Origin of the sequence: Bradyrhizobium sp. 157, assembly GCF_023073815.1 — a bacterium.
Lineage (GTDB): Bacteria > Pseudomonadota > Alphaproteobacteria > Rhizobiales > Xanthobacteraceae > Bradyrhizobium.
This window is the reverse complement of the sequence record NZ_JADPKF010000035.1, coordinates 1-21,040: the sequence shown is the minus strand read 5'-3', so window position 1 is coordinate 21,040 and position 21,040 is coordinate 1. Positions and strand designations below refer to the sequence as shown.

At 63.5% G+C, this 21,040-nt stretch carries 20 protein-coding genes and 2 tRNA genes; 16 read left to right on the top strand and 6 right to left on the bottom strand.

Annotated elements, in window-relative coordinates:
- Window positions 1-183 precede the first annotated feature (183 nt).
- The 5 genes from IVA95_RS08320 to IVA95_RS08300 form a co-directional block, all read right to left on the bottom strand.
- Window positions 184-2,307, bottom strand: coding sequence for a HAMP domain-containing methyl-accepting chemotaxis protein (locus IVA95_RS08320; protein ID WP_247510079.1), 2,124 nt, complete (start codon window positions 2,305-2,307; stop codon window positions 184-186).
- Window positions 2,308-2,524: 217 nt separating this feature from the next.
- A complete protein-coding gene (locus tag IVA95_RS08315) occupies window positions 2,525-3,250 on the bottom strand; it encodes an outer membrane beta-barrel protein (RefSeq protein WP_247510078.1) in 726 nt (241 codons plus the stop codon).
- A 211-nt stretch (window positions 3,251-3,461) separates the two neighbouring features.
- On the bottom strand, window positions 3,462-3,782 hold the full coding sequence (locus IVA95_RS08310) for a hypothetical protein (protein ID WP_247510077.1): 321 nt from the start codon (window positions 3,780-3,782) through the stop codon (window positions 3,462-3,464).
- 351 nt (window positions 3,783-4,133) lie between these two features.
- On the bottom strand, window positions 4,134-5,597 hold the full coding sequence (locus IVA95_RS08305; RefSeq protein WP_247510076.1) for a GH1 family beta-glucosidase: 1,464 nt from the start codon (window positions 5,595-5,597) through the stop codon (window positions 4,134-4,136).
- Between the two features lie 12 nt (window positions 5,598-5,609).
- Window positions 5,610-6,581: a glycoside hydrolase family 16 protein gene (locus tag IVA95_RS08300; RefSeq protein WP_247510075.1), complete on the bottom strand. Its 972-nt coding sequence runs from the start codon at window positions 6,579-6,581 to the stop codon at window positions 5,610-5,612.
- A 302-nt stretch (window positions 6,582-6,883) separates the two neighbouring features.
- Between IVA95_RS08300 and IVA95_RS08295 the strand changes: the two genes are divergently transcribed.
- Complete coding sequence (locus IVA95_RS08295) at window positions 6,884-7,924, top strand: HD domain-containing phosphohydrolase (RefSeq protein ID WP_247510074.1); 1,041 nt, start codon at window positions 6,884-6,886, stop codon at window positions 7,922-7,924.
- 383 nt (window positions 7,925-8,307) lie between these two features.
- The gene (locus IVA95_RS08290) at window positions 8,308-9,072 is read left to right on the top strand and encodes a Crp/Fnr family transcriptional regulator (protein WP_247510080.1); all 765 of its coding nucleotides are present in this window, start codon (window positions 8,308-8,310) and stop codon (window positions 9,070-9,072) included.
- Between the two features lie 131 nt (window positions 9,073-9,203).
- Here IVA95_RS08290 and IVA95_RS08285 read toward each other — a convergent pair.
- Window positions 9,204-9,278 (bottom strand) — tRNA-Thr (locus IVA95_RS08285).
- A 348-nt stretch (window positions 9,279-9,626) separates the two neighbouring features.
- Here IVA95_RS08285 and IVA95_RS08280 point away from each other — a divergent pair.
- From IVA95_RS08280 to IVA95_RS08215, 14 genes are all read left to right on the top strand, one after another.
- Window positions 9,627-9,827: a hypothetical protein gene (locus IVA95_RS08280; RefSeq protein WP_247510073.1), complete on the top strand. Its 201-nt coding sequence runs from the start codon at window positions 9,627-9,629 to the stop codon at window positions 9,825-9,827.
- A gap of 76 nt (window positions 9,828-9,903) precedes the next feature.
- Window positions 9,904-11,610, top strand: a complete 1,707-nt coding sequence (locus tag IVA95_RS08275) for a cyclic nucleotide-binding domain-containing thioredoxin-disulfide reductase (protein WP_247510072.1) — start codon at window positions 9,904-9,906, stop codon at window positions 11,608-11,610.
- Window positions 11,611-11,789: 179 nt separating this feature from the next.
- The gene (locus IVA95_RS08270) at window positions 11,790-12,290 is read left to right on the top strand and encodes a hypothetical protein (protein WP_247510071.1); all 501 of its coding nucleotides are present in this window, start codon (window positions 11,790-11,792) and stop codon (window positions 12,288-12,290) included.
- A gap of 148 nt (window positions 12,291-12,438) precedes the next feature.
- A complete protein-coding gene (locus tag IVA95_RS08265) occupies window positions 12,439-13,263 on the top strand; it encodes an alpha/beta hydrolase (RefSeq protein WP_247510070.1) in 825 nt (274 codons plus the stop codon).
- A 221-nt stretch (window positions 13,264-13,484) separates the two neighbouring features.
- On the top strand, window positions 13,485-14,774 hold the full coding sequence (gene murA, locus IVA95_RS08260; RefSeq protein ID WP_247510069.1) for a UDP-N-acetylglucosamine 1-carboxyvinyltransferase: 1,290 nt from the start codon (window positions 13,485-13,487) through the stop codon (window positions 14,772-14,774).
- Window positions 14,775-14,797: 23 nt separating this feature from the next.
- Window positions 14,798-15,250, top strand: a complete 453-nt coding sequence (locus IVA95_RS08255; protein ID WP_247510068.1) for a DUF2948 family protein — start codon at window positions 14,798-14,800, stop codon at window positions 15,248-15,250.
- Between the two features lie 234 nt (window positions 15,251-15,484).
- The gene (hisD, locus tag IVA95_RS08250) at window positions 15,485-16,780 is read left to right on the top strand and encodes a histidinol dehydrogenase (RefSeq protein WP_247510067.1); all 1,296 of its coding nucleotides are present in this window, start codon (window positions 15,485-15,487) and stop codon (window positions 16,778-16,780) included.
- A complete protein-coding gene (locus tag IVA95_RS08245) occupies window positions 16,777-17,280 on the top strand; it encodes a UPF0262 family protein (protein ID WP_247510066.1) in 504 nt (167 codons plus the stop codon). The genes hisD and IVA95_RS08245 overlap by 4 nt, the downstream gene beginning before the upstream one ends.
- Before the next feature lie 108 nt (window positions 17,281-17,388).
- Entirely contained in the window at window positions 17,389-17,856 is a 468-nt protein-coding gene (locus tag IVA95_RS08240) for a low molecular weight phosphatase family protein (RefSeq protein ID WP_247510065.1), read from the top strand.
- A 570-nt stretch (window positions 17,857-18,426) separates the two neighbouring features.
- Entirely contained in the window at window positions 18,427-19,050 is a 624-nt protein-coding gene (locus IVA95_RS08235; RefSeq protein ID WP_213246447.1) for a Maf-like protein, read from the top strand.
- Window positions 19,040-19,246, top strand: coding sequence for a DNA gyrase inhibitor YacG (yacG, locus tag IVA95_RS08230; RefSeq protein WP_247510064.1), 207 nt, complete (start codon window positions 19,040-19,042; stop codon window positions 19,244-19,246). Before IVA95_RS08235 ends, yacG begins: the two co-directional genes overlap by 11 nt.
- Window positions 19,247-19,383: 137 nt before the next feature.
- Window positions 19,384-19,459, top strand: a tRNA-Phe gene (locus tag IVA95_RS08225).
- Window positions 19,460-19,829: 370 nt separating this feature from the next.
- Window positions 19,830-20,459 (top strand): transcriptional regulator, encoded by a 630-nt coding sequence (locus tag IVA95_RS08220; protein WP_247510063.1) that lies wholly within the window; start codon window positions 19,830-19,832, stop codon window positions 20,457-20,459.
- A 4-nt stretch (window positions 20,460-20,463) separates the two neighbouring features.
- Window positions 20,464-20,850, top strand: a complete 387-nt coding sequence (locus IVA95_RS08215; protein ID WP_247510062.1) for a VOC family protein — start codon at window positions 20,464-20,466, stop codon at window positions 20,848-20,850.
- Window positions 20,851-21,040 lie beyond the last annotated feature (190 nt).

The following is a 21,040-nucleotide window of genomic DNA, read 5'->3' as shown; positions in this document are numbered from 1 at the left end:
TCCGGCATAGTAGTACATGGTCGTCCCTCGATGATGCTTGGAGCGGGCTTGCCCGACTCCGGTTTTTGACACCATCAGTTTGAGGGACGACCGCCTCCCGGCAAAGCCGCACGCGAGCGCGCTTTCAAATCGCGCCGTAGCGAGCGTGCGGCTCGATCGGCCGGCCCGTTACCCCATCTACGATCACGCCGCCCTAATGTTCGATAGGAACGCGTCGATTTCCTCGCGCAGCACATCGGCCTCGCGGCGCAGTGCGTCGGAGGCGGTCAGCACCTGGCCGGCGGCGGTTCCGGCCTGCGCCGAGGCGCTGGAGACGCCGACGATATTGCTGGAGACTTCGCTGGTGCCGCCCGCGGCATGCTGGATATTGCGCGCGATTTCGCGCGTCGCCGCACCCTGTTCCTCGACCGCGGCCGCGATCGCGGTGGTCACTTCGTTGATCTCGCTGATCGTGGTGCTGATGTTGCGGATCGCGGAGACCGCGGTCTCGGTCACCGTCTGCATGCTGACGATCTGCTGGCGGATCTCGTCGGTAGCCTTCGCGGTCTGGTTGGCGAGGCTCTTCACCTCGGAGGCGACCACGGCAAAGCCGCGGCCGGCATCGCCGGCGCGTGCCGCTTCGATGGTGGCGTTCAACGCCAAGAGGTTAGTCTGCGAGGCGATGGTCTGGATCAGGTCGACGACCACGCTGATGCGCGCTGCGTTATCCGCGAGTCCCTGCATGGTGGCGTCGGTTGCACCGGCATCGTCGACCGCCTTGCGGGCGATCTCCGCCGAGGTGATGACCTGACGGCCGATCTCCTCGATCGAGGAGGACAATTCCTCGGTGCCCGACGACACGGTCTGCACGTTGGCGGAAGTCTGCTCGGCCGCGGTCGCGACCGCGGTCACCAGCGCGCTGGACTGATCGGCGGTCGCCGACATGCTTTGCGCGGTCGATTGCATCGAACCCGCCGCGGTCTGCAGGCTGTCGAGCGCGGTGCGAACAGTGCTTTCGAACTCGACGATGCGGGCTTCCATGCGGGAGGCGCGCTCCGCCTTGGCGATGCGGTCCTTGTCCTGCTCGGCGGAGAGCGCGCGGCTCTGGATCATGCTCTCGCGGAACACCTGCAGCGAATCGGCCATCGCGCCGATCTCGTCCTGGTGATGGCTCTGATAGGCCTCCGATTCAAGGTCGCCGCTCGACAGCAATTGCATCGAGCGCTGCAGATTACTGATCCGCCGCAAGATGTTGCGGCCGACATAGAGCCAGACGAACAGGATCGAACCAACCAGCGTCGCCACGCCGAGGGCGAGCATGACCATGGTCCCGAACGAGATCTCCTGACGCGCCTGCCAGGCCGCAGCGTCAGTTTCCTTCCGCACGCCGTCGACGAGCTGCTGCACGCTGATGCCTAGACCGACATTGAGCTTGCGGGTTTCTTCCAGAATGGTCTGGCCGTAATCGTCCGCGTCCAGTTCCTGCTGGCGGACCTTGAAGACGCCGGTCTTGCCATCGGCAAGCGCCAGCAAGTCCAGGGTCGCTTGGCGGACGACGTTCATCGCCGTGGTCTTGGGCAGCGCCTCGACATTGGCCTTCACACGCGCCTGCGCGGTGCGGAATTCCTTCCCGATCGCCTCTAACGTATCGCCACTGGTGGCCGACAACGCGGCAATCATGTCGAAGGCCATGAGATTGCCGCTGGCGGCAATGTCGGCGAGCTGGTCGGCCGTCTTGTGGGCCTTGATGGCGTCGGCCTGCGAGAAGTTAGGGGCAGCGTAGATGCTGTAGAGCTCGGTCTGGGCGTCGATCGCCGCGGGGCCGGCGGCGGCAATGAAGCGCCGTTGAGCCTTGCGGACCGCTTCGTACAGTCTTTCGTGCTGGGCGGCCAGTTCAAGCCGCTCTTGCGCGGCCGCGCCGAGGCTCTTGATCACCTCATCGATGTTCTTCATGTTCTCGGTGAGCGCGGCAACGACCGCCTTGTCGGCGCCGAGTTCGACGATCTCGCCGAGCTTCTGCAGCGCGACCGTCTGGGTCTCCTTCATTTTCCTGGTGCGATCGTTCAGCGCCTGTTCGCTGCGAGCAGCCAGCAGTGCCGGCCCCTGGCTGGCGAGACTGGCGCTCTGCGCCGAGAGTTGCAGGCTGGCGGCAAGGCGGGGAATATCCCGTCCGCTTAAGTCCACCATGGTCCCGCCAAGCCGCCCGAGCATCAGTCCGGCGCCGGCAGAGATGACGATCGCCATGCCGGCGATGACGGCGAAGGCGGCAAACAGACTGCCCCTGACGCCGAAGCGAAAACCCTTGAGCCCTGATTTGAATAACGCCATCTGCCGCTGCCCCGTCCACGCTACCTTGGGATGTTTCCTCGCGCGGCAGTATCGCGGTACCCGGTTAACAAGTTTGGAACCGGAAGGCTTTTCGCCGCATTTTTGGCAGCGGATTGCTTGCTTTGATGGATTTTTCCGTGAACCGGAAAACCGGGCAAAACGCAAAAAAAAAGGCCGGCTTAAAAGCCGGCCTTCTGCAATTCTCAGTTGAGGGCGCTCAGTAGCGTGCCACGACGGGGCTGGCAAAGTTGAAGCGATAATTGACGCCGGCCTTCAGCGTGTGGTCGTCGTTGTGGAAGCTGCCGAACGGCACCAGCGCGGCGGGGCTCTCGAAGCGTGTGCTGCCGAAATCGTAATACATGTACTCGCCTTTAACCGACCAGTTCGGGGCGAACATGTATTCGATGCCGGCGCCGACGGTGTAGCCGTGGCTGTGGTTGCCATCGAGCAGGAAGGGGATCGGCGCGCCGGCGAGCGTCAGCCTCTCGCGGTTGTCGGAATAGGCGTAGCCGCCTTTGACGTAGAGGAGGCCTGCACCCCAGGTGTAGCCGATGCGGGCGGTGACCGAGCCGAGGCCGCGCTGATCGTTGGTGTAGACGTAGCCGCCGGGAAAGGTGGCGGTGAGGTTATTCTTGCCGAGCCAGGAATACTGGCCTTCGGTGCCGAGCACCCAGTTCGGCGCGAACTGCCAATCGAGGCCGGCCTGAATGCCGCCGAGCAGTCGGGCGCTGGAGTCGCTCAGCACCGCGCCGTTGAAGTCGTGGCTGCCGCTGAAGGCGCCCCCGAGATGGCCGCCGATATAGAAGCCGGTCCATTGGGCGGCGACCATCGCCGGCGTATAAGCGGGCTGCTTGTAATAGCGCGCGCCAAGGTCGGCGCCAGAGGCGGGCGCGGCGGCAGTGAGGGCTGCGAAGGCCACGAGGGCGGCGAGGATCTTCTTCATTTTGCTGTCTCCGAAAACCGTTCGGCGACACCGCGTGCCGGCGTCATCCATGGCCACGCAGATAGACAGCTTTTATCTAAAATGCTGTCACTCCGAGGTGACAGCGGCCTATAACCCAACCCATTGGTGGACAAACGTTTTTCGTACTTAACGAAGGCCTAATCAAAGGTAAGCAAAGTCTTAATTTCAAGGCGCTTCTGGCAAGCTTTGATTAACCAATGCGGCGCCGCACGTCGCTGCGCATCTGTTCGCGGAAGGCTTGCCGGCGCGCCGGGCGATCTTTCACCGGCACGTCGTGGCGGTCGAACACGTTGAACATTTCGAGGATCGGGTAGTGCTCGCTGGCCATCGCCAGGATGCGCAACAACTCCGCCACCGGCCCCGTCGGACCGGTGACCTCCCATTTGCGGATGGTGTCGGCGCCGTCTGCAGCCGGCAACCCGCAGAGCTTGGCCATGTCAGCTACTGATAGCGGCTGGCCGATGGCCTCACCAAGACGCTGGCGAAGTTTCTTCAGTTCGGCTCCGGTCACGGGCTCCCCATTACAAATCGACATCTGTGAAGTGCATCACACACCGCATCTGGCGTGGGGGCTATACGCAGCCCATTAGGTTTCCTGATGAGGAGGTAACCATGCGCCGATTACTTGAAAGCCTTACCCCCCGGGCCCGCCAGATTTATTGGAAATGGGTCGGTGGCATGTTCGCCCTTTATGTGGTGCTAATGCTCACGGCTGCCGGCGTATTCGTCAGTCACGAATCATCGCGCAAGCTGGCGCATGAACCCGCCACGACTGTGGCAACCGACGGCAAGCAGCGGCCCATCACCGAGGTCCCAGCGTCAATCCGGCAAGCCGCGAGGTATTGAGGCCAGCGATCGGCGTTCAGACGCCGATCGCGTTCCGCGCCACCACGTCGCGATAGAAGGCGACGCTCAGCTTCGGCGTCCGGCGCTGCGTCTCGAAGTCGACGTGGTAGAGCCCGAAGCGCTGCTTATAGCCGAAGATCCATTCGAAATTGTCCATCAGGCTCCAGAGGAAATAGCCGCGAACCGGGACGCCCTCCGACGTCGCGCGCTGCAATTGCCGCAAGTAATTGCGCAGATACATGATGCGATCGAGGTCGTAGACCTGGCCGTCGGCGCGAAGCTTGTCTTCCGATGAGGTGCCGTTCTCGCTGATATAGATCGTCTCGATGTTCCAGACCTTTGCCGCCAGCCGCGGCGCCCAGTAGATCGTCTCCGGCCCAACGCGCAGCCATTCCGAATTCATGTGCGGGAAGGACGTGGGAAAGGGCAGCACGCTCCAGCCCGGCGGCTTGTCGGAAGCGGCGATGTAGAATTGCGGCGCGTAGATGTTGAGGCCGACGAAATCGTTCGGCTGGGAAATGATCTTCAATTCATCAGCGGTGAATTTCGGCGCGTTCTTGCCGGCGAACTGCAGAAAGCCGTCGGTGTATTTGCCTTCCAGGATGACGCCGAGAAAGCCCGAGTTCAATTCGCGCGTCGCCGTCTCGGCCGCGCGAACATTTTCCGGCGTATCGAACGCCGGCACGCAGGCCGCGATGTTTTCGGCCGGTCCCACTTTGGTGCCCGCGCGTCCCTGCGCGCGGATTGCCTGCACGGCGAGGCCATGCGCCAGCGCCACATGGTGGCGAACCTGGTTGACGTCAGCGTCCGGCAGTTTCAGCCCGGGCGCGTCGATGCCCCAGCCATAGCCGAAATTCACGAACCTTCCAGCTTCGTTGATCGTGAAGATCGACCGGACGCGATCGGTGATCCGCGCCGCCACATAGCCGGCATAATCGCCGAACGCTTTTGAGGTTTCGCTGGATCGCCAGCCGCCGACCTTGTCCTCGAGCGCCTGCGGCAGGTCCCAGTGATAAAGCGTCCCATATGGTTCGATGCCGTTCTTGAGCAGTTCGTCGACGAGCCGGTCGTAGAAGTCGAGGCCCTTGGGGTTAGGCTTGCCGGCTCCTTCCGGAAACACCCGTGGCCACGCGATCGAAAACCGGTAGGCCCTCGCGCCCAATTCCCTGATCAGGCCGATGTCTTCCTTGTAGCGGTGGTAGTGCTCATTGGCGCGGTCGCCGCTGGTGCCGTCCTCGATCTTGCCGGGCGTGTGCGAGAACGTATCCCAGATCGAGCGGCCGCGGCCGTCTTCGTTCACGGCGCCCTCGATCTGATAGGCCGACGTCGCGGTGCCCCAGACGAAGTCTTTCGGAAAGCTCGCCGGCGCGGGCCGATCGGATGCCGGTTGGGCGGCGGCATCGGTTGGCGTTGCCGCGATGCCGAGCGCGGACAAGCCTGCCAGCTTTGCAAAATGCCGGCGCGAGAATTTTCCGAACATCGTCATCTCCGGTCAGCGTTCGTCGATCTGGTAGGCGGATATCCTGTCGATCTCGAATGCGACAATATTGGGAGATTCGCCGTCGACGAATCCCACGCCCTCGAGAGTCTTCGAGCCCATGGCAAGGTTCACGATCATGTACATGGGCACGCCGAAGCCGACGGGGACCTTGATCTCGGAGACCGGTTGGCGGTCGATGAAATAGGTGATGCGATCTGGCTGCCACAGCACGCCATAATCATGAAAGACGGTCGGGGCGTCCGGCACGCGGAAGTCAAACCCGCAGCGTTCCACGCGCTGCGTCTCCGGTATCCGCCAATGCGTCGTCATCACGATGTCGCCCGGCCGTTGCCCGCGGCCTTCCATGATGTCGACTTCCGGCGGCCAGCCGCCGTCATCGGCAAGCATCCAGAACGCCGGCCAAACCCCGATGCCGACCGGTATCTTGGCGCGGATTTCGAAGTATCCGTACTTCTGGGAAAACCGGCCCTGTGTCGTCAGGATGCCAGAGATGTATTCGTTGTTGAACAGCACGGCCTTCAGCGACGGCGGGGTACGGCTGGCGACGATTGAGAGAATGCCGTCCTTGACCTTGAACGGATCGAGGCCGAGCGGGGTTGTTTCCCGCCCGCCATAACGCGGATCGACGTAGATCTGCTGCTCGCCGTTATAGCTGCTCTTGCGCCTGAAGTCGGAGCCTTCGCCGCCCCAATAGCGCGCCTCCGGCCAGGCGGGGCCGCCGGCGTAATACGACGCCCATCTTTGGTCCAGCAGGGGATGGGCGTCGAAATCATCGTGGAAGGTTCGGTGCAATGATACCGAAGCAAGCGACGCGGGGTCCGGCGCTTCGATGCGTCGGCATTGTTCGCCGAGCATGGCGGTCGCAACCTGCAGCGAAAGTTTGGCCGTTGCCCCGGCGAGATCGGCCTGCCCCGACGCTGGGCCCGCCAGCAGACAGCCGGCCAGGGCCAAAGCGCACAGCATTAATCTCTCGGTCCGCCGTTCGCTTCGCGACGACAGGAGATCATTCACTGACGATGCCCTCGATCTGATGGTCTTCGGACGAACGGCGGGCGTACCTCGTTTGAGGTACGTAGTTATACGAGGTGGACGCTTAACGGCAAGGTAGCCCTGATGTTCAAGAATAAGGCGCATTAGAGCGCCTGACGCCAATGGCGCCGAGCGCGGGCTCGGCTTTTTCGATCAGTCGATTGTTTAACTTGTTTTCAGTTATTCAAGGTTGTGAGACGGTTCTTCAATATTGGTGCGTACGGACTTTTCTCGAAATGCTCGTCTATTTTGTCACAGACGAACCGACGAAACTACCGGCGATCCGCGCGATGCTCGAGCCGCAACACGCCGTGGTCCCCTGGTTGCTGGGCGGCGGCGGCACCCGGATCAGGTCGCATGGCGTGCTGATGGTCGACGTCGACCTGCGGCAGATGCCGCGCGTCGATCAGCTCAGGTTCATATTGCAGGACCTTGCCGGTATTCCCGAGAAACTGTTCGTCGTTCATAACCTCTCGCGTTCGATGGTTGCGCAGGCCTATGCGCTCGGCGCGACCGCGGTTCTTTCGCGCGCCAAGGAAGCCATTCTCAAGGTTGCGCAGATCGAAGCAGTGGAAGCGGCGGCTGCCGATAAAGCCGCAGATCCGGCATCGGAGATGGACGAGGGTGTCGCCGCCTTCGCCTCGATGTTTTCGAATGTGCGCCTTGGCAAGCCGGTGAAACTTACCGAGGCGCAGCGTGCGACGTCGAAGATCATTAACCGCGTCGGGCAGGATGGCCTTTCGCCCTGGCTCGACGAGGTGCGCCGCTACCACGAGGGCACGTTTCAGCATTGCCTGCTCGTCACGGGTGTTGCGGTCGGCTTCGCGCTCGATATCGGCTTCTCCCGCGCGGACGTAGCGCGGCTCGGACTGGCTGCAACGCTTCACGACATCGGCAAGGCGCGCATCCCGCTGTCGATCCTGGACAAGCCCGGGCGCTTGGACCCCGACGAGGAGGAGATCATCAAGCGCCACCCCGTGATCGGATATGATCTCTTGAAGGGCGTATCCGGCATCAGTCCGGAGATTCTGGACGGTGTGAGGCACCATCACGAATATCTGGATGGTACAGGTTATCCGGATGGACTGAAGGCCTCGCAGATTTCCGATCTGGTCCGGTTGCTGACGATCTCGGACATCTTCGCCGCGCTCATTGAGTCGAGACCCTACCGGCCGCCAATGCCGCGGCCCGCCGCCTACCAAATTCTTTGCGGCATGGAGGGCAAGCTGGAAGGATCGCTGGTCAAGGCGTTCCGCAACGTCGCGCTCGGGTCGTGAGCGCCCCTGCCGATAATCCAGCCGAATGATCCCGCTCCCGGACTGATTCCCGATTAAGGTCGGTCATCTATTGGAAGAGGATGTTGCTGCCAGACAGGAACTGTCGCGAGAAACACCCCGTAAACTGAATTTATTGAGCTTTTTCGCCTCGCCAGCGGTCCGAGGCTGGTGTCGAAGCGGTTCCCGCCCGATCACCCAAGGTTCCTACCTTTACCGGCGCGGCGCCGTAGGGTACTCAGCAAGTATCGCATCCAAGAAGGCAGCTCTAAGCCGGAACGATGCACGATGAAAGTGGAGTTAGTGTCGGCGCAGCGCAGAAGACATTCCGGCCAAAGACATTCCAGGAGAACTCCGTGTTCTTCTGAGGGAAGAAGTCTCTCGTGATGGGCCTTCCGGCGAGCGCCGGTAATCGTCTTCTCACCGCGTTGCCGCCGGCAGACCTCGCGTTGCTCACGCCGCATCTCCAGAAGGTGTCGCTCGAACAGGACGCCGTCGTGATACGAGCGGGAGATCGACGCCACCACGTCTACTTTCCCCATAGCGGGGCCATCTCCTTCATGCTCGGCCTTCCGAACGGAGAAACGATCGCAACCGCGGTAATCGGGCGCGAGGGAGCGATCGGGGCATTATCGGTGCTGGGACCCTCTTTCTTGTCGTCCGTGACCGCGGTCGTGCGGGTTGGCGGCATCGGATCGCAAATCTCCGTGTCGCGGTTTCATGCAGCCTACATGGAGAGCGGCGCCATCAGACATGTGGTCGAGGCGCACACGAGGTCGATACTCATGCAGTTCCAGCACGTCTCAGCCTGCAACGGCCTGCACTCGGTCGAGGCCCGCATGGCCCGCTGGCTGCTTCACCTGCACGATCGAACCGAGGGCAACAATATCCTATCATTAACGCAGGGGACACTTTCGCAGTTGCTCGGGGTGCGACGAACGACCGTGACGCAGGTGATTGCCAAACTCCGCGCCATAGGTGCCATCAGATCCGCTCGGCGGGGCTTGGTTGAAATCGACAGAGTGCGGCTCGAGGAAGCTACCTGCGAATGCTACGACATCATACGTTGTGCAACCGATCGGATCGTCCCGCATGAAGCCGTGGGGTCGCACCCGCATTTTGCGTCGACCGCCAAACTCCACGGTGTATGATCGTTTCAAGATTACATGAGCTCCTACAGACGGCCACGACGACGCTCAAAAAATCACAACGTTTCGAGGGAAGCGAATGACGCCGCAGCCCGATGCGCCGGAGCCTTGTGGCTGATGGTTCAGAGGAAAGCTGGTGCTGCCAGACAGGATTGAACTGTCGACCTCTCCATTACCAATGGAGTGCTCTACCACTGAGCTACGGCAGCATGCCCGGTATCAGGGAATCGGCCCTAAAGGCCTCTACAGGCGGCCGGTTCTTGCCACAAGGGCCCTTCTGGTGCAAGCGCGCGGGCAGGCTCGGAGAGCACCAAAATGAGGTAAAAATCGGCGCCGACGCATCGGGACTCTCGGTAATTGGGAAACTTCTGGCCTTACTCCGGTTCCCGACCTCGCCTTAAGCGGCCGAATCCTGGATTCCGCTACTTGCCGCGGCGGTTCGGGGGCGGCGTCTGGCGAGCCGCCGCGGTTGCGGCATGGCGGATCAAAACGGACTATCTTCGAGCCAGCGGCGTCGCTGACGCCGTTTCGACCAAGGCATATTCGGCGGACTGACGATGACGGGTGATCAAGGCAAGGGCGCCGGGAAGACGGCTGCGGATGTGAAGGATTCACGACGCGACCGGCTCAAGCTGGCGCTGCGCGAAAATCTCAAGCGGCGGAAGTCGCAGGCGCGCGCGCGCAGTGATGGCGGCGTGTCTTCCGAAAGCCCCAATGCGTCCCTAGATGACGCCAGCGGAGAAAAGCCGGGCCAATAGCGTAGAGGGGAATCCCCGATCGCTCGCCGGGCGGCTCGACAGTTCTTTGCGCAGTTGTTGTCCTTGGGTGGCGATCATGAGTGCAGACATCACGGCCGGTCCGGCGACCGGCGCGGCTTCCATCGCGTTTCCACGTTACGAACAGACATTCCCGGCGCTCACCGATCACGAAATCGCGCGCATGCGCCGGTTCGGGGAGCTTCGGACGTATAGGGACGGCGAGACCCTATTCGAGACCGGCAAGGTCGGTCCCGGCATGTTCGTGGTGCTGTCGGGCACAGTCGCGATCACCCAGCGCGACGGCCTCGGCCACATCACGCCCGTCATCGATCAAGGCCCGGGACAATTTCTGGCCGAGATCGGTCAGCTTTCCGGCCGCGTCGCGCTGGTCGATGGCCATGCCGAGGGCGATGTCGAAACGCTGCTGATCCCGCCGGACCAGTTGCGCGCGCTGCTGGTCGCCGAAGCCGAACTCGGCGAGCGCATCATGCGCGCGCTGATCCTGCGCCGGGTCAGCCTGATCCAGGGCGGCGTCGGCGGGCCGGTGCTGATCGGCTCGCCCTCTCTCGGCGATACCGCGCGCTTGCAGAATTTCCTGGCGCGCAACGGCCAGCCGCACCACGTGCTCGATCCCGCGACCGACAAGGACGCGGCCGATCTCGTCGCGCGCTATGCGGCCTCGCGGGCCGATCTGCCGCTGGTGGTTTGTCCTGATGGTACCGTGCTGCGCAATCCGTCGGAGACGTCGCTGGCGCTGGCGGTTGGCATGATCACCAACCATGCGCATGAGAGGCTCTATGATGTGGCGGTGGTCGGCGGCGGTCCCGCCGGTCTCGCCACGGCGGTCTATGCCGCCTCCGAAGGATTGTCGGTGGCGGTATTCGACGCCCGGGCGTTCGGCGGCCAGGCCGGCGCCAGTGCGCGCATCGAAAACTATCTGGGCTTTCCGACCGGCATCTCGGGGCAGGCGCTCGCGGGGCGCGCCTACAACCAGGCGCAAAAGTTCGGCGCCGAGATGCTGATTCCGGTTTCGGTGAGGTCGCTGGATTGCTCGCAGCGCGACGGCGTGTTCGCGCTGGCTACCGAATGCGGGCAGTCGCTGCGCGCGAAATCCATCGTGGTGGCGAGCGGGGCGCGTTACCGGCGGCCGGAGATCGAAAATCTCGACGCATTCGAAGGCCGCGGCGTCTGGTACTGGGCCTCGCCAATCGAGGCCAAGCTGTGCGTGGGCCAGGATGTCGTGCTGGTCGGCGGCGGCAATTCCGCAGGCCAGGCCGCGGTGTTTCTCTCCGGCCATGCGCGCAAGGTCTACATGATCATCCGCGGCGGCGGGCTGGGCGCCAGCATGTCGCGCTACCTGATCGAGCGGATCGAGGCGGCGCCCAACATCGAACTGATCTTCAACGCCGAGGTGATTGCGGTCGAAGGCGGCGGCGATGGATCGCTCGAACGGGTGCGCTGGAAGAGCCGTCTGGCGCCCGAACAGCACAGTTTCGATGTCCGTAACCTCTTCTTGTTCGTCGGCGCCGACCCGGCGACCCATTGGCTGGACGGCTGCGGCGTCACGCTCGACCGCGCGGGCTTTGTGGTGACGGGGGCGCAGTCCGAGCAGAATCAGGGACGCCCGGTGCCGCCCCTGGAAACCTCGGTGCCCGGCGTGTTCGCGGTCGGCGACGTGCGCTCCGGCTCGGTCAAACGCGTCGGCGGCGCGATCGGCGAAGGTGCGCAGGTGGTCGCCGCGCTGCATGGCTATCTCGCCGACGCTGCGAAGCCGTCGCTATGATACGGTGTGGCTGCCGTCATTTGTGACAGAAGCGCAAATATTTCGTGCATCATACAATTTATGTTGATGTGTCTTCATTCACGCACATGCCTGCCTTGCCGAAGGCCGCACGCGATGCGTGTGGAAATTCTTCGCGCCGCGTCGTAACCTTTAGATGATTTCCAACGAAGGGGCGCATCATGATTTTGGGTATGAGTTTGGCGACATTTGTTCTCGTGCACGTCATCATCAGCCTGATCGCCATCGTCGCGGGAATCATTGTGATGTTCGGGATGCTCGGCTCGAAGCGGATGCCGGGCCTGACCGCGATCTTCCTGGTGTTCACGATCCTGACCAGCGCGTCAGGATTTCCGATTCCGCCTCTGCTGTCGGAGAAGCTGTTGCCGTCGCATATGATCGGCATTCTCTCGCTGGTGCTGCTGGCGATCGCCTGTTTTGCGCTTTATGGCATGAAGCTTAAGGGTGCCTGGCGCTGGATCTACGCGCTGACCGCGCTGGTCTCGCTCTATCTCAACGTATTCGTGCTGGTGATCCAGTCCTTCCTCAAAGTGCCGGCGCTGCATGCGCTGGCGCCGAGCGTGCCGCCGGCCGAGCCGCCGTTCGCCATCGTCCAGGGCATCGTGCTGATTTTCTTCGTCGTCGCGATCATCAGCGTGCTCCGGCGATACCGGCCGGTGTGAAGCTTGCTGATTTCGTCATTCCGGGGCGCGCGTCAGCGCGAACTATGGGGCGCCTTTGCGCCCCTGAGAAGCTCCATCAACACCATTCGGATTCCTGCCACGCAATGACGCGTGCTCGGAATAACGGCGTAACCAGAGGAGAATTCCCATGCCCACCATCACCACCAAAGACGGCGTCGAGATCTTTTACAAGGATTGGGGCAAGGGTCAGCCCATCGTGTTCAGCCACGGCTGGCCGCTGTCATCAGACGACTGGGATACGCAGATGCTGTTCTTCCTCAACAACGGCTTTCGGGTCATCGCCCATGACCGCCGCGGCCACGGCCGCTCCAGCCAGGTGGCCGACGGCCACGACATGGACCACTACGCCGACGATCTCGCGGCGTTGACGGCGCATCTCGATCTCAAAGGCGCCGTTCACGTCGGCCATTCCACCGGCGGCGGCGAGGTCGTGCATTACATCGCCCGCCACGGCGAGAGCCGGGTGGCGAAGGCCGCGATCCTCAGCGCGGTGCCGCCACTGATGGTGCAGACGCCGGCCAATCCGGGCGGACTGCCCAAGGAAGTGTTTGACGGACTTCAGGCCCAGCTCGCGGCGAACCGCACGCAGTTCTATCGCGACCTCGCGTCGGGTCCGTTCTACGGCTACAATCGGCCGGGCGCCAAGCCGTCGGAAGCCGTGATCGAGAACTGGTGGCGCCAGGGCATGATGGGTGGCGCCAAGGCGCATTACGATGGCGTCGTCGCCTTCTCGCAGACCGACTTCACCGAGGACCTCAAGAAGATCACCGTGCCGGTTCTGGTAATGCATGGCGACGACGACCAGATTGTTCCCTACGCAGACTCCGCGCCGTTGTCGGCGAAGCTTCTGAAGAACGGCACGCTGAAGACCTACAAGGGCTTTCCGCACGGCATGCCGACGACGGAGGCCGCCACCATCAACGCCGATTTGCTGGCGTTCATCCGGTCGTAGCGTCAGTGTGAATGTCGTTCCGGGGCGATGCGCTAGCATCGAACTATGGGGCGCCCTTGCGCCCCTGAGAATCTCGAGATTCCGGGTTCGCTCACTACGTGAGCGCCCCGGAATGACAGCGGCTGTGGCCTAAACGTCCCACCCCATCAAATCGCCGCAAACATCGCCGCTCCTGCTGCGGACACGCGCGCTGATAATGCGTGCATAGCAGGGAGGGTGCCATGGACCGCATTCGTATTATCGGCGGCAGCAAGCTCAACGGCACCATCGCGATTTCGGGCGCGAAGAATGCCGCGCTGCCGCTGATGATCGCGGCGCTGCTCACGGACGATACGCTGATCCTCGACAACGTGCCGCGGCTGGCCGACGTCGCGCAGTTGCAGCGCATTCTCGGCAATCACGGCGTCGACATCATGGCGGCGGGCAAGCGGCCGGGCGACGGCCAATATCAGGGCCAGACCCTGCATATTTCCGCCGCCAATATCATCGACACCACCGCGCCCTATGAGCTGGTCTCGCGGATGCGCGCCAGCTTCTGGGTGATCGCGCCGCTATTGGCGCGAATGCACGAGGCAAAGGTCTCGCTGCCGGGCGGCTGCGCCATCGGGACCCGGCCGGTCGATCTTTTGATCATGGCGCTGGAAAAGCTCGGCGCTGAACTTGCCATCGACGGCGGTTATGTGGTGGCGAAAGCGCCCGGCGGCCTGCGCGGCGCTGCGATCGATTTTCCCAAGGTGACGGTGAGCGGCACCCATGTCGCGCTGATGGCGGCAACGCTGGCCAAGGGCACGACATCAATCACCAACGCGGCGTGCGAGCCGGAGATAACGGACGTCGCCGATTGCCTGAACAAGATGGGCGCGCGCATCACCGGCGCCGGCACGCCGCGCATCATCATCGAGGGCGTCGAGAAGCTGCACGGCGCGCACCATACCGTGCTGCCGGACCGTATCGAGGCCGGCACCTATGCGATGGCGGTCGCGATGACCGGCGGCGACGTGCAGCTTTCCGGCGCGCGTCCCGAACTATTGCAGTCGGCACTCGACGTGCTGGTTCAAGCCGGCGCCGTCATCACCGTCAACAATGACGGCATCCGGGTCACGCGCAATGGCGCGGGTATCCGTCCCGTAACGGTGTCGACCGCGCCGTTTCCGGGTTTCCCAACCGACCTGCAGGCGCAGTTGATGGCGCTGATGGCCTGCGCCGGCGGTTCCTCGCAGATCACCGAGACGATCTTCGAGAACCGCTTCATGCATGTGCAGGAACTGGCGCGGTTCGGTGCGCGGATATCGCTGGATGGCGAAACTGCGACCATCGACGGCATCTCCAAACTGCGCGGCGCACCTGTGATGGCGACCGATTTGCGGGCGTCGGTTTCGCTGGTCATCGCAGGCCTTGCCGCCGAGGGCGAAACCATGGTCAACCGCGTCTATCACCTCGACCGCGGATTCGAGCGGCTGGAGGAAAAACTTTCGGCCTGCGGTGCGTTGATCCAGCGCATTAGCGATTAGAGGATGATCGAGGACTTTTGGGAATGCCGGCGGACCCGCTCAAATTGATGGCGCTTGATGCCGACGATCTCGCGGTCATATCGGCCCATGTGCAGGACGCTCGCGTGCTGGCCTCCGATATCGTCTGGCGGCAGGGCGAAAAGCGGCTGGTGGTCGGCATGAGCCGGCTGGACTGGGAGCAGACGCTGTCGGGCGGAACCAAACCGCGCCGCCTGATCGCGGCGTTGCGCTTCGACCGGGTGCTGGCCTGCAAATCGCGCAACATCGATCTGCAGCGGCCCACCGCGATGCTGGAACTGGTCGGGATCGAATTCCACCCAGGCGAGGCCCCCGGCGGCAGCGCGCTTCTGCTGTTCAGCCATGGCGAGGCGCTGCGGCTGGACCTCGAGTGCCTGGAATGCGAGCTGACCGACCTCGGCACCGACGATCTCGGCACCAGCGACCTGGCGATAGCGCCGCTGGGGCCGGAGGGGTAGGGCGCGTCATTCCGGGATGGTGCGTAAGCACCAGACCTCAGGTGCGCAATTGCGCACCGGGGAATCTCGAGATTCTCAGGGGCGCAAGGGGCGCCCCATAGTTCGATGCTGCGCATCGCCCCGGAATGACGGTTATCCCAACGCCATTCGCCCCATCCGCATCCCCAAAGGGTTGACGGCCCTTGGCCGCCGCGCCATTGAGCAGGGGCCTTCGATCTCTCCCAGAAAGCCGCCATGCCCGTTCGCCTGGATACCAGCAGCGCCGATTTCGGTTCACGATTCAAACAATTCCTCGCCGCCAAGCGCGAGGTTTCGGCCGATGTCGAGCGCGCCACACGGGCGATTGTCGATGACGTGGCCGCGCGCGGCGACGCCGCCCTGATCGAGGCGACCAAGAAATTCGACCGGCTGGACATCGAAGCCTCCGGCCTGCGCGTGACCGCGGCCGAGATCGATGCCGCCGTGAAGGCCTGCGATGCCGCCACCATCGACGCGCTGAAATTCGCCCGCGACCGGATCGAGGCGTTCCACCAGCGGCAACTGCCGAAGGACGAGCGCTTCACCGATGCGCTGGGCGTCGAACTCGGCTGGCGCTGGAGCGCGGTCGATGCGGTCGGTCTCTACGTGCCCGGCGGGACCGCGGCCTATCCCTCTTCGGTGCTGATGAATGCGGTGCCGGCCAAGGTCGCCGGCGTGCCGCGGGTCGTCATGGTGGTGCCGTCGCCTGACGGCAAGCTCAACCCGCTGGTGCTGGCGGCCGCCGATCTCGGCGGCGTTTCCGAGATCTATCGCGTCGGCGGCGCGCAGGCGGTGGCGGCGCTGGCCTATGGAACCGCGACGATCGCGCCGGTCGCCAAAATCGTCGGCCCCGGCAATGCCTATGTCGCCGCCGCCAAGCGGCAGGTGTTCGGCAAGGTCGGCATCGACATGATCGCCGGCCCCTCGGAAGTGCTGGTCATTGCCGACGACACCGGCAACGCCGGCTGGATCGCCGCCGACCTGCTGGCACAGGCCGAGCACGATGCGAGCGCGCAATCGATCCTGATCACCGACAGCGCGAGGCTTGCCACGGACGTCGAGCGCGCGGTGGAATCCCAGCTTGCTACGCTGCCCCGCGCCGAGATCGCGCGGGCCTCGTGGAACGATTTCGGCGCCATCATCATGGTGAAAGAGCTCGACGAAGCGGTGGAGCTTGCGAATGCGATCGCCGCCGAGCATCTCGAAATCATGACCGTGGATGCGGAAGCGCTGTCGGCGAAAGTCCGCAATGCCGGCGCGATCTTTCTCGGCGCCCATACGCCGGAAGCGATCGGCGACTATGTCGGCGGCTCCAACCACGTGCTGCCGACGGCGCGCTCGGCGCGATTTTCGTCCGGGCTTGGCGTGCTAGACTTCATGAAGCGCACCTCGATTCTCAAATGCGGGCCGGACCAGTTGCGCGCGCTGGGGCCCGCCGCGATGACCTTGGGCAAGGCCGAGGGTCTGGATGCCCATTCACGCTCCGTCGGATTGCGCCTCAATTTGCCATGAACAAGCCGCCGCCAGACGATGACCAGCATAACCGCATCGTCGCGGTAACGCTCGACGAGGAATCGATCGGGCGTTCCGGTCCTGATATCGAGCACGAGCGCGCGATCGCGATCTACGATTTGATCGAGCAGAACCTGTTCGCGCCGGAAGGGACGGAGCAGGGGCCGTATACGCTGCACATCGCCATTACCGGCAACCGGCTGATGTTCGACATCCGCAAAGAGGATGGCACGCCTGTTGTCGCGCATCTCTTGTCGCTGACGCCGTTCAGGCGGATTGTGAAGGACTATTTCATGATCTGCGACAGCTACTATCAGGCGATCCGCACGGCGACGCCCGACAAGATCGAGGCGATCGACATGGGCCGCCGCGGCATCCATGACGAAGGTTCGCGCACGCTGCAGGAGCGGCTGAAGGGCAAGGTCCGCGTCGATTTCGAAACCGCCCGCCGCCTGTTCACGCTGATCTGCGTGCTGCACTGGAAGGGGCAGGACGCATGATCCCGAAAAGTGCGAAGCGGTTTTCGGATCAGATCATGCGTAAAAGAGAAGCCATGACCGGGAAATCCGTCGAAAGGGGCACGGCCCGCCCAAGAGAAGCCTGACCGCATGGAGGCGCCGCCCCGCGCGCGCAATCCGCAGGCCGTGCTGTTCGCATGCGGGCTGAACAGCGTGCGTTCGCCGATGGCGGCGAGCCTGTTGCAGCAGATGTTCCCGCAAGGGCTCTACGTGAAATCCGCCGGCGTTAAGAAGGGCGAGCTCGATCCGTTCGCGGTCGCCGTGATGGCCGAACTCGGCCAGGATATTTCCGGCCACAAGCCGATCACGTTCGATGAGCTCGAGGATTGGGAAGGGCTCAATTTCGATCTCATTATCACGCTGTCGCCGGAAGCCCACCACAAGGCGCTGGAGCTGACGCGCACGCATGCCGCCGATGTCGAATACTGGCCGACACCGGACCCGACCGACGCGGAAGGCAGCCGCGAGCAAAAGCTCGCCGCCTATCGCGACGTCTGCGACGGCCTGTTGATGCGCATCCGTCGCCGCTTCGCCAAGGCCGGCGCGGCGAGCGGCTAGCCGTCGCGGGGATGAACTGCCGGCCGGCGTTCCCCCGCATGCTGCGCAACGCGAACTGTTGCGCTGCTGATCCGGGGTCCATGCGGCCGATCCGCAAACTCGGCTGTCGTCACCCGCGAAAGCGGGTGATCCAGTATTCCAGAGACGGCGGTTATTGGATCGAGAGGCCGCGGCGTACTGGATACCCCGCATTCGCGGGGTATGACGGCTACAGTGCCGATCTTGGGTCCCGGCTCTGCGGAGCAACGCTACGCGCTGCACCGCGTCCGGGACACGAGATTCAAGGTGAGGCCGTAAACGGATAGACCGGCAGCCGGCCGGCGTTCCCCGGCTGCTGCGCAGCGCGACAGCGGTGCGCTGCTGATCCGGGGTCCACGTCGGCCATTAGGTCCCGCTTCGGCGGAGCAACGCTACGCGTTGCTGCCCGCGTCCGGGACACGATAGCTTCATCTTCGCGAGGCAGAAATGAAAGCTCGGTCAAACACTTGTTCCCCGGTTGTGGAATGGAGTGCCTTCCGATAGGTTCCGCGCGCGCAATCCCACCCGAATCCATTTCCCGACAAACTCAGCATGCTTGGCCGTCCCAAACTCGTTCTTGCTTCCGGTTCGCCGCGGCGGCTCAGCCTGCTCAACCAGGCCGGCATCGAGCCCGACGCGCTGCGCCCGGCCGATGTCGACGAGACCCCGAAGCGGGGCGAGCTGCCGCGCGCCTGCGCCAACCGCCTGGCGCGCGCCAAGGCCGATGCGGCGCTGAAATCCGTTCACCTCGACGACGAGCTGCGCGGTGCCTTCATCCTGGCCGCCGACACCGTGGTCGCGGTCGGCCGCCGCATCCTGCCGAAGGCCAATCTGGTCGACGAGGCCGCGCAGTGCCTGCGGTTGCTGTCGGGGCGCAATCACCGCGTCTACACCGCGATCTGCCTGGTGACGCCAAAGGAGGCGTTCCGTCAGCGCCTGATCGAAACCCGCGTCCGCTTCAAGCGTTTGAGCGAAGATGACATCCAGGCCTATATCGGCTCCGGCGAATGGCGCGGCAAAGCCGGCGGCTATGCCGTGCAGGGCATCGCCGGCTCCTTCGTGGTCAAGATGGTCGGCTCGTACACCAACGTCGTGGGCCTCCCGCTCTACGAATCGGTCACGCTGCTCGGCGGGGAGGGCTTCCCGATCCGGTTCGGCTGGCTCAATGCCAGTTGACGGCCCCAAGGATACCGGTGGGAAGGATGCCGGCGCGCCCGTGCCGCCGAAGCCCTGCCCGGTCTGCGGCAAGCCGGCTGACCCGGCCACGCTGCCATTCTGTTCCAAACGTTGCCGCGACGTCGACCTGAACCGCTGGCTCTCCGGCCGCTACGTCATCCCCGGCCGCCCCACCGACCCCGAAGACGCCGAATAGCCGAGATTCGCCAAATATTTGGGGACGAGTCCGAAGCCGGGCCGCGCCCGGCGAAGCCGAAGGCGAAGCCGGGTGGACACATCCCTCCGACCTCTCTATAAACCGCCCGCTCGCCCGGCCTTTGGGCCTTCGAGTATGCCCAGGTAGCTCAGTTGGTAGAGCATGCGACTGAAAATCGCAGTGTCGGTGGTTCGATCCCGCCCCTGGGCACCATGATTTTGTTCCTGTAGCGACTTAGCAAACTTCAGAGCCCATTGTGGTTAAGAGAGAGAGCGAAGGCGAAGCCGACGCGATATAGCCGCGAATCCGTGTCTGCTTTTTTGCGCAAGAGCAGACATCACAAATTCAGAGCGTCACTTCCATTCTTGTGAAAGGTTTTCGGATGGCGGCCCCACGATGACCGCGCCGCGTACTCCGGGGGTATGAAAACCTCAAGGGAGGAAACCGCGATGAGGGGCCTGTGCGGCGCACGGACCTCGTCCGCTCCGTCCTATGGGCGGGCAGATGCAACTCCTGTGATTCTAGGCGCCCTGGCGCAAGCAGCCCGGGATAACAGAGACCTTGGTGAAATGTGGAGAGCAACGTGCCGCCAAGCATATTCTCGCAACTATTGCGGGAGGCTCAGCGTGCGGCCCGCAGGCGGCCGGAAGCCGAGGACCTTTTTCAGACGGTCTGGCTTGCGGCGGTTGAGGCCGGCAGGGAGGACCTCTCCTGCGAGGCCAATCGCCGGTGGTTCGTCGGTGCACTTCGCAGGCGCGCCTTGTTCGATGCGCGTACTGCTGTTCGCAGGCGAACCCGCGAGCAGCGCGCCGCCCTGATGGACGCGCACACCGGCCAGAGCGCGGAGGTCCCGGTGTGGTTCGTGGAACGGCTCCCGCCAAACCTCCGCACCACAGCGCTGCTAGTTCTGACGGGCCACAGCAAGCGTGAGATCCTTTGGCTGCTGCGGATGAATGAGCCTGCCTTACGTCAGCGCATCGCCGACATCCGGCGCCGTTGGCGGGCCGAGGGCGGTGGCTCGCTGGACGGTATATCCGGGCTCAGCGGCCCCCTCAATTTCGGCATCATTCGGCGCGCACTTCTGCCGCCAGCCCGGAGGCCGGGCGTTGTGCTCGCCAGCCATGATCCGGACGGGCACCTTTTTGTCGTAAGCACCTCACGAAAGCCGGGCGTCCGGCAACTAGGTAGCGGCTCGAACCATTTGAAGGAGTAGATCCATGTTCGCGAAGTGCCGACTGGGTGCCGTCTGCCACTATGTCAACGACATCAACCGTACCGAGGCGTTCTACCGAGACGTGCTTGGCTTGGCGGTTCAACGGATGGACGACGACGGCGCCGGCAATCCCTGGCTGACAGCTACGACGATCAACGGCGTGGAATTGCTCTTCATCAAGCAGGAGTCGCGGCCGGGCAACACGCCGATTGTCACGTTTGAGATCGCGGAGGGCGGCATCGACGACATGGTCTCGGAGTTGGCCACCAAGGGCGTCACGATCGTGACGCCGGTCAGTCACGCGCCGGGCGGCTGGTCGGCGGAAATCAAGGACCCGGAGGGGCATGTCCTTTCCATGTACCAGTCAGCGGACAAGCCGCGGAAACGCTGATCAGCAAGCGTAGATGGGGTAACGGGCCGGCCGATCGAGCCGCACGCTCGCTACGGCGCGATTTGAAAGCGCGCTCGCGTGCGGCTTTGCCGGGAGGCGGTCGTCCCTCAAACTGATGGTGTCAAAAACCGGAGTCGGGCAAGCCCGCTCCAAGCATCATCGAGGGACGACCATGTACTACTATGCCGGA

Excerpts from the sequence above, each read along its gene's own strand:
- IVA95_RS08320 (WP_247510079.1), bottom strand. The coding sequence starts at position 2,307 with ATGGCGTTATTCAAATCAGGGCTCAAGGGTTTTCGCTTCGGCGTCAGG.
- IVA95_RS08315 (WP_247510078.1), bottom strand. The coding sequence starts at position 3,250 with ATGAAGAAGATCCTCGCCGCCCTCGTGGCCTTCGCAGCCCTCACTGCC.
- IVA95_RS08305 (WP_247510076.1), bottom strand. The coding sequence starts at position 5,597 with ATGTTCGGAAAATTCTCGCGCCGGCATTTTGCAAAGCTGGCAGGCTTG.
- IVA95_RS08300 (WP_247510075.1), bottom strand. The coding sequence starts at position 6,581 with ATGCTGTGCGCTTTGGCCCTGGCCGGCTGTCTGCTGGCGGGCCCAGCG.
- IVA95_RS08295 (WP_247510074.1), top strand. The coding sequence starts at position 6,884 with ATGCTCGTCTATTTTGTCACAGACGAACCGACGAAACTACCGGCGATC.
- IVA95_RS08290 (WP_247510080.1), top strand. The coding sequence starts at position 8,308 with ATGGGCCTTCCGGCGAGCGCCGGTAATCGTCTTCTCACCGCGTTGCCG.
- IVA95_RS08280 (WP_247510073.1), top strand. The coding sequence starts at position 9,627 with ATGACGGGTGATCAAGGCAAGGGCGCCGGGAAGACGGCTGCGGATGTG.
- IVA95_RS08275 (WP_247510072.1), top strand. The coding sequence starts at position 9,904 with ATGAGTGCAGACATCACGGCCGGTCCGGCGACCGGCGCGGCTTCCATC.
- IVA95_RS08270 (WP_247510071.1), top strand. The coding sequence starts at position 11,790 with ATGATTTTGGGTATGAGTTTGGCGACATTTGTTCTCGTGCACGTCATC.
- IVA95_RS08265 (WP_247510070.1), top strand. The coding sequence starts at position 12,439 with ATGCCCACCATCACCACCAAAGACGGCGTCGAGATCTTTTACAAGGAT.
- murA (WP_247510069.1), top strand. The coding sequence starts at position 13,485 with ATGGACCGCATTCGTATTATCGGCGGCAGCAAGCTCAACGGCACCATC.
- IVA95_RS08255 (WP_247510068.1), top strand. The coding sequence starts at position 14,798 with ATGCCGGCGGACCCGCTCAAATTGATGGCGCTTGATGCCGACGATCTC.
- hisD (WP_247510067.1), top strand. The coding sequence starts at position 15,485 with ATGCCCGTTCGCCTGGATACCAGCAGCGCCGATTTCGGTTCACGATTC.
- IVA95_RS08245 (WP_247510066.1), top strand. The coding sequence starts at position 16,777 with ATGAACAAGCCGCCGCCAGACGATGACCAGCATAACCGCATCGTCGCG.
- IVA95_RS08240 (WP_247510065.1), top strand. The coding sequence starts at position 17,389 with ATGGAGGCGCCGCCCCGCGCGCGCAATCCGCAGGCCGTGCTGTTCGCA.
- IVA95_RS08235 (WP_213246447.1), top strand. The coding sequence starts at position 18,427 with ATGCTTGGCCGTCCCAAACTCGTTCTTGCTTCCGGTTCGCCGCGGCGG.
- yacG (WP_247510064.1), top strand. The coding sequence starts at position 19,040 with ATGCCAGTTGACGGCCCCAAGGATACCGGTGGGAAGGATGCCGGCGCG.
- IVA95_RS08215 (WP_247510062.1), top strand. The coding sequence starts at position 20,464 with ATGTTCGCGAAGTGCCGACTGGGTGCCGTCTGCCACTATGTCAACGAC.